Origin of the sequence: Caballeronia sordidicola, from assembly GCF_002220365.1 — a bacterium.
In the GTDB taxonomy this organism is placed as follows: domain Bacteria; phylum Pseudomonadota; class Gammaproteobacteria; order Burkholderiales; family Burkholderiaceae; genus Caballeronia; species Caballeronia sordidicola_C.
Map to the genome: position 1 here is coordinate 1 of NZ_MTHB01000132.1, position 10,001 is coordinate 10,001.

The following is a 10,001-nucleotide window of genomic DNA, read 5'->3' on the forward strand; positions in this document are numbered from 1 at the left end:
GCTGGGCCTGCTGCAGTTCTTCTTCAATCACCGCCGTTTCATGCGCAGCCGGTGCAGCGAGCGGCGCGGCAAAAGTCCGCGTGAAGTGATGACGGGAGAAGATCATCCGCACTGGCTGACGCTACTCGGACTCGGAGCGCTTCAGCCAGGACAAAGTTGATCGCCTGAGGTCGCGGACCTCAAATTGATTGGCATTCCATATTCATCCTGCCAGAAAAAGCGGGACGATTCAGCTCGTCTGTGTAACGCAAAAAACACGGGTTTTGAACCACGCCCAAACGCCGTAGTCCTGGCCATGGATATGAAAACGATTCAGATGCTCATCGCTCCAACCAAAGGGGATCTGCAGGTGTGGTGCAAATCGGTGATCGTGATATCGCTGCGCACCAGAAGCCGTCGCCAGATCATCGGACTGATCTGGCGAAGCCATACGTGGAGCCGATAAATCCCGACGCCCGGTTCTTCGTCCATGATCAAGCAAGCTTACCAAAATTCAGGACCTTACCCTCCAGCCCCCACTTTGTTCCGCTCACACATTCAAACGGTCTGTCTAATGTACTCGACCAGATAGCGACCGCTTCGCCAGCGCTCGCGGTGGACAGGCGACTCCAATGGCTCGAGCAAAATCGCGTGATCAGGTACGAGAGACCCTTGATATAGATCCAAACTGATCGGCGCTGCGCCTGAGAAGCCAATTATGTGCGGGTCGAGAGACGGCGGCCGGGCCGGTCACGGCCTTTCGCCGATGGGAAATTGGCCCTGAGACAACGGAGTCCACAAACAAGAAACCGACACCTGACTGGCTTTGTGAAGCATATCTTCGCACTCGGTGCAGAAATGTGCTTTTGGGTTCAGGTAGCACGTGGCGAGCATCGTCACGATGCCAATTTCGCATGCGAAATTAATCCTGCGGGTCTCGCCGATGCACATACGCCCTACCAGTCAAACGCATTTGCCGCCCCGGTCTTCTCCACCGGCAGAACGGTTTCTTTGCGAATTGCGTTTCTAACGGTCGATGGTTTGAGGCTGTATAGATCTGCGATGGCCTCGACGCTCATACCTGATTCGGCCAGCTTCACCCATATAGTAAGCCGCTGGTCCCGGACGTCCTGCACGGTGAGCCCCATTGCCTTCCGGAAACCAGCCTCTATCGCTCGCTGCCCGCGTTTCTTCGCCTCGGTGTACGAAAAGTTTCGCTGGCGGTACAGGGTGTTCAAGACCGACTCGGGCTTCACCTTGTAGAGCGAGGACACCAGCTCCACGCTCATACCCGATTCCAGGAGCCGGATCCACGTGTCGTACCGGATCTCAAGAACTTGCTTTGCCGTGATCCCCTGTGACTTTCGAAACAGGAAGACCTGCATGTGCTTTACCCCGGGAATGGATTCGGCAATTTGGGTGTCGGCGACCCCCCTGCTCAGACCTTTATTAATTAGCGTTTTCTGTTCGGCAGTCAGCATAGGGAGGATGGCACGGGACATCGCCAGAGGCGAGGAGACCGACATTACAATTCAAAAACAAAGGGCCGGAACGCAAAAAATAAGCGCCGGACCACTCGCGCTACTTTAACCCGACAGGCGTGACGCTGGAACAAGCCAATCCCCACGGGGTGTATAGAACTGTGGCCTGGAACACGCTGCGCAATTCTCAGGTCGCAGTCGCGCGCAATGTTAGCCGATCGCGCAAGACGCATTTGTTAAGTTTTGTAATTTGCCATGCAGACGCGACGTCGAGTCGCCGCTCCGTCCGCGAAACCTTGTGACCCCGCGGGGCAATTAGCCCGACGCGTTCGTCACGACTAGCGGGCCATCGAGATGACCCCGTTCACGAGCTGGCTGAACATGGCAGCGTCGCCGCCTGTGAACTCCGGCGTTACGATGTACGTTCCGGCGACCGCGACCGCCGGGGTATTGGTAATCTGGAGCGATTTCTGAAGAACTAGAAGCGCTTGCAGGCTGCTTCCCAGCGAACCGGCGTGAGCCTCGACCAGCGCTGGCACTGAGACCGGCACGTGCGCCGCCCGTCCTATTTTGTCGATCCCCGCCCAGTTTCGCGTCGACAATCCCTTATCCTGAACGCCGATGAACGATGCTTCCATGAAATTATGAAGGTAAGCCGGATAGTATTTTTGGATGGCGAGATAACTCAGCGCGAACTCAATGCCGTCGGCTTTATTAACGAGCGGTGTAAATGCGAATGACTTTTCAGCCGGCAGCGTTGCTTCAAGGTTTTTGAAGAATTGAAAGTACATCCGGGAAAACGGACAACTTGGTGAAAAAAAGACCCGTACCGTTTCATCCTCACCCGCAATGGGTTTTACCTGCAGATAGGGCTTCAGTTGTTCCATGCCCGGCGGCACCTGGGCATATGCGGCCACCGGCCCCGCAACAGCGATTGCTGCAGCAGCGAGCAACGCAATGCGAATGCGCTTCATATCAAGCCTCTTCCGTTTCAATAATGTCGGTGATCGCCGCGAGCTTTTCCGCTTCGAGGAATGTAGAAAGTTCAGCTTTACCGCCCTTGTCCGCGGCGCGGTGGTATTCATCTATCGCATGCGCCACTTGCACGAAGTTGAGCCCATGTTGCTTGGCCAGTCTCACGCGCAGACTCGGGTGCGCTTCCGCATCGGTGTTGCCCTCCAGCCTCACCATGCACTCTGACAGCAGCGAACCGTGTCCCTGCACGGCCCGAACCCCGCCTACTGCGAGCGGCTCGAACTGGTGCTGATCGCATGCGGCTCGATAGATCGCCGATACGTCGACGCGCTCAGCACGAAGAAGCTTCTTGATTTCTGCCGTTGTGACAATGGCCTCGACAAGGGCTACCTTGCCGTCCTTGTTCCCGGAGACGACTTCAGTAATCTGTCCGTCCAAAACCATCCCGTTTGATCCGAGCCAGAACTGCTCATCTCGGGTCAGCGTGCGAGCGTGCGTCACGCCTTCGTACTTATCGAGCAGTCGTTGCGCGACCACCAGCTTCAACGTCTCCGCCACCCGGTATGCGTCGCGGTCCTTGTCCAGCGTAAGGTCAATCGTTCGTGAATATGTCTCCGAGCTGCTGTTCGTATGTAGAGTCGCGAGCACTAGGTGCCCCGTCTGCGCAGCCTGAAGCGCAATCTCCATTGTCTCGGCGTCGCGGATTTCGCCGATCATGATGATGTCTGGATCGGAGCGCAGCGCGGACCGCAAGGCGCGCGGGAACGTGATATTGCCGCTCACCTGAATCTGCTTGATCGGCCCGCGGCCTCGCAGCGCAATTTCCACCGGATTCTCGATTGTATGAATCGCCCGTGTGCCATCGTTGAGGATGGCCAGCATCGCATTCAAAAGCGTCGTTTTACCGGAGCCGGTCGGGCCGGTTACGAGAATCAGGCCGCTCGGCTCAGCGAGCGCCCTGAGAATGACCGCCATCAGGGAATAGGACAGGCCCAGCTCGTGAAGCTTCGGCGCTCGCTGCGAATCGAGCAATCGACAGATGAAGGCGAAACCGTCGTACGTCTTGACGTATTCAACCCGCACGTCGACTGAGTAGGTCACCTCTCCTTCGAACGGCTTTAGTCCCTTGGCGATCGCAAATTTCGCGGGCAAGATAATTTCAAACCGGGTGGAGGCTATTTCAGGCGTCGTCGCGCCCTGTGGGGTTCCAGTGACCTGAAACATCTTGGTTTCCCAGTGCCTGCCGAGAGACGCCTGATACTTGAAGACCACGTTTCTGAAACCGGCCGGCTCACGAATATTCACGTGGATAACGGGAGAATCGCGGCTTCCGTGCCCACCGATATGGACATCCGACGACTTGCTGATGATGGCCCATACGAACAGGTTGCGAATGTCCTGTTCAATCGGTGCCTCTTCGGTGGAGCCCTCCTTCACCATCATGATTGCCCTGCGTTCGGCTTCCCCGAGAAGCGGAATTTCGGGTACTACAGGTATACATCTGTCGGTCATCGGCTACCCCCGGTCATGGCTGCGGCTCCGCAATTTGTTGCGCTTCCGTCAAGCAACACAATATTGATTTGAGTCGGCAATGGAACTGATTATAATTTAACAATAGTCCTCCCTCAACTGAACAATGCCAACTAACGCGAAGCGCTTCCGACTACCGATAGTCTCATGGCCCGCGATGATTCTCCTTGCGCTGCTATCACGCTCCGCTTTCGCGCAGGACGAGCCCACGACCCCCGAGAGTGTTAAGGGGTTCGCGGAGTCAACCTTCAACTCAGCGTTGTTCAAGGGCATCGTATCGAGCTACCACGCCCAGAATGCCGCAGTCGTCAACAGCGTCAATGACATCGCGATCGCGCAAGCCAAGGCTGCCCTTCCGCAGTCGTCTGAAATTGGAAACAAGCTTCGCTACGGGACGCACAATGTGGTTAGCAACGACGGTGAGACGATCGTGATGTGGATGATCTCTCTCACCACTGCAAACGGCGCGGATCGCGAGAAATTCCTCGCCAAGCTGCGCGACCTGGCTGCCCGTCACAATCCTGAAGCGCTGACCTTCATGGGATTCGTATCGGAATATGGTCTGTTCGGTGCGCCCAGGAACGAGAGCAACGCCATCGATCTCTACAGGGCCGCCGCGGCCTTCAACTATCAGCCCGCGATCTACGACCTTGCTGTGGCCTCGGCCTACGGAAAGGATGGGCGCGCGGACATCAACAACGCTGTTGCGTTGATCAGTCAGGCCTCGGCTATTGCGCCAGATGCTTCCTACCGGGTCTGTGGCTTCGGCGCGTTCCTGAGCTATCGACAGGGGAACCGCCAGGAGGCTATCAGATACACGCAGTCTTGCTGGTCCGATCTTGCCAGCATTCCGAAGGCCCTTTACAACGATCAGGTGACGCCCACTCAACGCGTGATGCTCTTGCGAAATTCGATCGCCACAGGGGTTGACGACGGCTATTCCCTGCTTGAGCAGGTCACGCATGACGCAGGCTCGGAGCCGCAGTTCCTCGCATGCAAGTACATGCTCGTCAACCGCTACCACCGCTCTCTGAACGGCAACACGTTGAAAGACGACGCCGTGAAGTGCTACCAGCAATCGGCGCCGCCCTTGGCTGATCCGAAAATGACGCTTGTGCGGCTCGATACTGTCGTTCCCGGCATCATCGGCTTCGTGCCTACAGAGATTTGCGTTTTGGCGAAGCTTCGGGCATCCAATCACTTTCACTATGCATGGAGCGTCCCCTTTCTGCCCTTCCGGCAGCAGGACGTCGATCTATTTGAACCGTTTGTAAGTCATACAAAACAATAAAGGCCATAACATGAGACTGACCATCTCTGCTCTGACTTTGAGCGTAGCAGCACTTGCCGTACCGGGGATAGGGCACGCAGAAGGCGACACGCCAAAGAGCGTCCTCACGACTGCAGTCGTCAACGGATCGGCGAGCGCCCCACTTCCGGACATTCCGCAGTACGCCAAAATGATTAAGGCTGTGCAGGAAAGGACTGGCAGCACTGGCCCGTTGATGATCTATGCCCAGCGCATGACCAGCTTCAAGGACCAGCCACGTTGCGGGCGCGTTGCCTATATCATCGCTCAGCCCAGCTCAAACATGGCATGGAGCCAAATGGGTGGCCAGCTCAATATTTGCGATAACGGCGATCCTCCTTGGCGCATCTGCAACGGCGACCCGCGCAAGCTGGTACCGGCGAACGCGGAGTGCCCGGACCACTCCGCGACCGCCGACGCGCCTGAGGTCGCGGCGGCCATTCAGGCCGCGCTCGATCACGGCGGTTTAACACCGGAACAGGCACTGAAGGGACTGAACCGCAACAGTGCTGCGCCGTCGCCTGCAGGAGTCGGAAAAGGGGTGAAGCAATGAAGCGCTGCCTCGCTTTCCTTCTCTTTTTCGCAGCCCATGTCACCTTCGGCCAGAGTGCCACCGATCTGGCGAACGGAACCTCGTTCGCAAATTCGATCGCGCCAAAGTCGGCGTCTCAGGTCGTGAACCCTTCTGGCGTGAGCGCGAGCGCCTGGGGAACGCAAACGTCTGCGCCCACTGCAGTGCCCAGCGGGTTAGGTGGGTTCTCGAGTCCGAACACTGACTCGACGCTTCTCAACACAGCGCAATCGTCGAGTCTCACGGCGATGGGCAATCAGACAATGATCAATTGCGCAAACTTCGTCCCGGGAAGCGACCCATACCAGAATCAGGCGTGTGCGGCCGTCAACTTTCTGAACAACCAGTGCATGCAGGCAACCACTGGGGAAAAATCTGTGCTAGGAAATTCCGGCATCGGACAAGGCAGTAGCTCGAACTGCGCGGGTACCTATGGTGCCGGCTCATCACAATTCGGATACGGCAACACGGTCACCATAAGCGATCCGATGTTTACCGGGACACTCGGCTTGGCGACCGCGACGCTAGGGCAGACCTGTACGACCCAAACCGTTGTAACGCAGCCGGCGCAGTATGCGACCAACACTTGCATCATTTCGACCGACGAGGAGGACGACTCCTGCTCGCAGTACCTCAACACGTCCGTCACGAAATCGATCACGGAATCGATAGCTACCGACAGCTGTCAATCCGGTGGGTCGCTTCAAAACGGCACTTGCGTCCAGACAGAAAACTACGCGCCCACAGTATCCTGCCCCGCCGGTTATGTTCAGGGCGCTAACGATACGTGCGTAGACACGTCGACCTTGGCGGGCACGCCCTATTGCCCATCCGGCACGACTGCGGCGCACACCGACACCGGTTCGTTGCTGTGCCAAGCAAATCAGACATTCCCCAGTGGACCGCCGGCCACCTACGAAGGGATGGTGCTGGAGCTGGCGTACCTCAACGTTATTGGCATCTACTTGCCCTTGCAGTCCTGCCCGGCGGGCTACACGTTCGACGGATCGCAATGCACGGAAACGATCACGACCGGTCTGAGTTACAGCTGTCCAAGCGGGGGATCGCTTCAAGGTCAGACCTGCGTGACGACTACCGCGACTTCCGTGACCGTAACGTACAGCTGTCCGAGTGGCCAAACGCTTAGCGGGACCAACTGCATCACGCAGACCCTGTCAACGAGCTGGAGCGATACCTGCGGCATTTATGAAACAAGTGCCGGTGTCTCCCTTGGAACGCCGCAGAACTGATGAGACCCAGCATGACGCTCAACCTGATTATCCGGCGCGCGCTTACGTTTTTTTTCTGTATGCTCGCCCTGACCCACGTCGAATGCGCCTTCAGCCAGACGTATGCGCCTGGCGCATGTTCTGCCATCCCGGGCTCCAAAACCTGCATTGACACGACCCCTTGCAAAACAGACGCGACCGGCCAGCAGATCTGTCTTTCGACCGCGTTGTTGCCCACAGGCGCAATGGCCGTTCCCTATAGCTGCTGGCAGTACTCGTACCAGTACGCATGCACCGGCACTACCACGGACACATGCACGCCATACGAACACAACTCCGCATGCGGTGTTACTGCGAGCCAGTGCAACGACAAGATCGCCGAGTCAGGGGTATGCGATGAATGGACATATACATATAAATGCCAGACTCAGGCCCAACAGACTGGTCAGCAAACGACCTGCACCAGCGGGCTGTTTAATGACTCGTCATTCACCACGCCAGCCAACAATAACAATTCGTTCGCGATGGGTGCCCTTGGTCTGGAAATGACTGGCGAGGCACAAACCTACACCGACGGTAACAGCATTTTCTCAGGCGTTGCGGAAAGCTGCCGGAAGGGTTACGAAGGGATCCAGAACTGTTGCAAGAGCACGCCGGGTGGACAAACCAATTCACAGATTTTCACGCTTGCCCTTAGCGCCGCGGGATCTGTCGTTAAGTACGCAGGCGAAAAGGCCATCGATCTGGCATCGCCCTATGTGTTCGATGCGATGTATGACAATGGCATCTTTACCCAAGCGTTGAGCGACAATTTCACAACCGCTTTCGATATCGGTGCTGCCAACGGTGGCGGAACCCTCGGTACCGACCTGGCCGCGAACGGCCTCTCAATCGGTGCCTACGGCTTCACCTACGGCACGGGAACGATGTCGGCTGGGGTCCTTGGCGGAAACATGGAGATAATATCCGGCTCGGACGGGTATCTCGCGTTTAACCCCTATGTTTTCGCGGCGATGGTGGCCATTCAGGTGATCGAAGCGCTTTCCAAGTGCAGCCAAGGGGAGCAACTGCTTGCACTGCATAAGGGGTCCGGCCTGAGCACCTACATCAACGAAACCTGCGCCAAGAGCGTCGGCGGCAGCTGCGTGCAATACGTCGACAACTATTGCTCGTTCAATTCGCTTCTCGCCGAGATCATCAACATTCAGGGTAAGACTCAAATTGGATTGCCGCTCGTCGGTTGCGGTGGCCTGACGCCGGCGCAGCTGAGTTCCATTGATTTCAGCAAGATCGACTTCAGTGCCTTCACTTCGCAGATGGTAGCGCAAGCGACGGCCAACTTGCCGACAAACATCTCGGGCAACTACACGCCGATCGAGCAAAACAGTAGTAGCGGTTCGGCGCAGTCCGGCAGCTCCGCAGTACTTCCGACCTACCCCTCTAAATAGCCAAAATCATGACCAAAGTTAAAGTGTTCCTCCGCAAGGCGCTGCTCGCTATCGGTACGCTCGCCCTGATCGCGTCTGTCTGTGTGTCAGGCTTGCTCTACGTGAACAAGCGAGCGATGGAAAGGCAGATTCATGAACAGACCGACCAGGTGTCAACGTTGAGCAAGCAGGTGGGGAAACTCGCGGCGAACAACGACCTCGATGAGTCACAATTGGCCACACTGCGTGAACAGGTGAAGACGTTGGGACCCGACAACGAGAAGTTGAAAGCCAGTGTGGGCGCGTTCGCGACACAGGCGGCTGCATGTGACACCTTGAAGAAGACACTCAACGTGAAAGGGTAGAACGCTATGAGCAAGTCACTAAACATCCGTGCCCTGCTGGTGGCAACGACACTGATCCTGAACGCGGGTGCCTGCCATGCTGCGCCGATCGTGTTCGATACAGACAGCGCTCACGTCATCGTCGTGCGGCCGCTCGATCTGTGGTCGGGCGATAGTTCCACGCTCAATTCCACGTTAAAGTCGGTAAGCAAGCGCCGTGTATCGTACGACGCCATAGCGCCAACCGGTGAATTTGTGCGCGGCAGCCCAACTGTTTTCCAGAGCGTCGGCGATGATCCGATCGCACAGGGTGTCGAGGCAGCCCTTAACGGTCTCGGCACCAAGCTGGTTAACTCCGACCTATACTTTTTTCATGTATCCAAGGCGACCGCCATGACGCCGGCCGACTATGCACAATTCGCTAAGGTACAGGACGCGTACTACACTCGGTTCGTAATCAGCCAGGGCGACCCACGAGACCTGACGGGGCATGTTGGCGTGCGAAAAGTTCTCGGAACCGTGCTCGCGGCAGGATCTCTGCTGATTCCGATGCACGCGTTGGGCGTCTCCACCGGCGCGCAGGTAATGGTCAACTCCGGCGCGGCAGAGGGTGTATATAACGTGGCGGCGCAGACTCTTGCGGCGCTCCCCCCCGCGTCTCTCCCTGACTTCGACCCGACCGCGTACAAGCAGATCGATGTGCGAATGGTGAAGTTCCGACCGGAAGCGCCGGGTGAGGTCATCATCGCGTACAAGACCGACAAGACACCTGAGGCTGAGCAGGACGCCCTCATCAAGGCGATCGTCACGTTAACCCATTCCATTACACACAAGTCGACATGAGCGGCTTGTAAACTTTCGCGGCTTGCCGTTTACTCTTGCTTTTTGCGCGGCATGCGAATGGCACGAACAACGGAGAGCTGGGCGGCAATGGAATTCAAGGGTATCGATCTGGGCGACAAGCGCCTGAACCGGCGGGCGATCCTGCTGGCCGAACAACTGTCGGGTAGTCCGACGGCGAGCATTCCTCAGGCGTGCGGCGGCTGGGCCGAGACGGCAGCGGCTTATCGGTTCTTCGCGCAGGACAAGCTGGAATGGACCGACGTCATGGAGCCACACTGGCAGAGCTCGAGCGAGCGGATGCGGGCATGCGAGG

The 10,001-nt window shown here is 57.3% G+C and carries 11 protein-coding genes; 7 read left to right on the forward strand and 4 right to left on the reverse strand.

The features are described 5' to 3' along the window. Window positions 1–312: 312 nt before the first annotated feature. From BSU04_RS48835 to BSU04_RS21590, 4 genes are all read right to left on the reverse strand, one after another. Window positions 313–471, reverse strand: a complete 159-nt coding sequence (locus BSU04_RS48835; protein ID WP_218827327.1) for a plasmid pRiA4b ORF-3 family protein — start codon at window positions 469–471, stop codon at window positions 313–315. A gap of 464 nt (window positions 472–935) precedes the next feature. Continuing rightward, window positions 936–1,505 (reverse strand): hypothetical protein, encoded by a 570-nt coding sequence (locus BSU04_RS21580; RefSeq protein WP_256983172.1) that lies wholly within the window; start codon window positions 1,503–1,505, stop codon window positions 936–938. A 293-nt stretch (window positions 1,506–1,798) separates the two neighbouring features. Then, a complete protein-coding gene (locus tag BSU04_RS47780) occupies window positions 1,799–2,434 on the reverse strand; it encodes a thiol-disulfide isomerase (RefSeq protein ID WP_256983173.1) in 636 nt (211 codons plus the stop codon). 1 nt (window position 2,435) lies between these two features. Beyond that, window positions 2,436–3,878, reverse strand: coding sequence for a GspE/PulE family protein (locus tag BSU04_RS21590; protein ID WP_256983174.1), 1,443 nt, complete (start codon window positions 3,876–3,878; stop codon window positions 2,436–2,438). Between the two features lie 346 nt (window positions 3,879–4,224). Between BSU04_RS21590 and BSU04_RS21595 the strand changes: the two genes are divergently transcribed. From BSU04_RS21595 to BSU04_RS21625, 7 genes are all read left to right on the forward strand, one after another. After that, complete coding sequence (locus BSU04_RS21595) at window positions 4,225–5,256, forward strand: hypothetical protein (protein WP_256983175.1); 1,032 nt, start codon at window positions 4,225–4,227, stop codon at window positions 5,254–5,256. Window positions 5,257–5,266: 10 nt separating this feature from the next. Next, window positions 5,267–5,827, forward strand: a complete 561-nt coding sequence (locus tag BSU04_RS45600; protein ID WP_144021302.1) for a hypothetical protein — start codon at window positions 5,267–5,269, stop codon at window positions 5,825–5,827. A gap of 266 nt (window positions 5,828–6,093) precedes the next feature. Next, the gene (locus BSU04_RS21605; protein ID WP_256983176.1) at window positions 6,094–7,095 is read left to right on the forward strand and encodes a hypothetical protein; all 1,002 of its coding nucleotides are present in this window, start codon (window positions 6,094–6,096) and stop codon (window positions 7,093–7,095) included. 11 nt (window positions 7,096–7,106) lie between these two features. After that, a complete protein-coding gene (gene traN, locus BSU04_RS21610; protein WP_256983177.1) occupies window positions 7,107–8,522 on the forward strand; it encodes a conjugal transfer protein TraN in 1,416 nt (471 codons plus the stop codon). A gap of 8 nt (window positions 8,523–8,530) precedes the next feature. Continuing rightward, entirely contained in the window at window positions 8,531–8,866 is a 336-nt protein-coding gene (locus BSU04_RS21615; RefSeq protein ID WP_089162526.1) for a hypothetical protein, read from the forward strand. 6 nt (window positions 8,867–8,872) lie between these two features. Further along, window positions 8,873–9,688, forward strand: coding sequence for a hypothetical protein (locus BSU04_RS21620; RefSeq protein ID WP_089162527.1), 816 nt, complete (start codon window positions 8,873–8,875; stop codon window positions 9,686–9,688). 57 nt (window positions 9,689–9,745) lie between these two features. Continuing rightward, the coding region (locus BSU04_RS21625) for an IS4/Tn5 family transposase DNA-binding protein (RefSeq protein ID WP_306299713.1) at window positions 9,746–10,001 on the forward strand (256 nt) is incomplete at its 3' end.

What these genes read in the sequence shown, in the direction of transcription:
- BSU04_RS48835 (WP_218827327.1), bottom strand. Translation starts at nt 471, where the DNA reads ATGGACGAAGAACCGGGCGTCGGGATTTATCGGCTCCACGTATGGCTT.
- BSU04_RS21615 (WP_089162526.1), top strand. Translation starts at nt 8,531, where the DNA reads ATGACCAAAGTTAAAGTGTTCCTCCGCAAGGCGCTGCTCGCTATCGGT.
- BSU04_RS21620 (WP_089162527.1), top strand. Translation starts at nt 8,873, where the DNA reads ATGAGCAAGTCACTAAACATCCGTGCCCTGCTGGTGGCAACGACACTG.
- BSU04_RS21605 (WP_256983176.1), top strand. Translation starts at nt 6,094, where the DNA reads ATGGGCAATCAGACAATGATCAATTGCGCAAACTTCGTCCCGGGAAGC.
- BSU04_RS21580 (WP_256983172.1), bottom strand. Translation starts at nt 1,505, where the DNA reads ATGTCGGTCTCCTCGCCTCTGGCGATGTCCCGTGCCATCCTCCCTATG.
- BSU04_RS47780 (WP_256983173.1), bottom strand. Translation starts at nt 2,434, where the DNA reads ATGAAGCGCATTCGCATTGCGTTGCTCGCTGCTGCAGCAATCGCTGTT.
- BSU04_RS21590 (WP_256983174.1), bottom strand. Translation starts at nt 3,878, where the DNA reads ATGATGGTGAAGGAGGGCTCCACCGAAGAGGCACCGATTGAACAGGAC.
- BSU04_RS45600 (WP_144021302.1), top strand. Translation starts at nt 5,267, where the DNA reads ATGAGACTGACCATCTCTGCTCTGACTTTGAGCGTAGCAGCACTTGCC.
- traN (WP_256983177.1), top strand. Translation starts at nt 7,107, where the DNA reads ATGACGCTCAACCTGATTATCCGGCGCGCGCTTACGTTTTTTTTCTGT.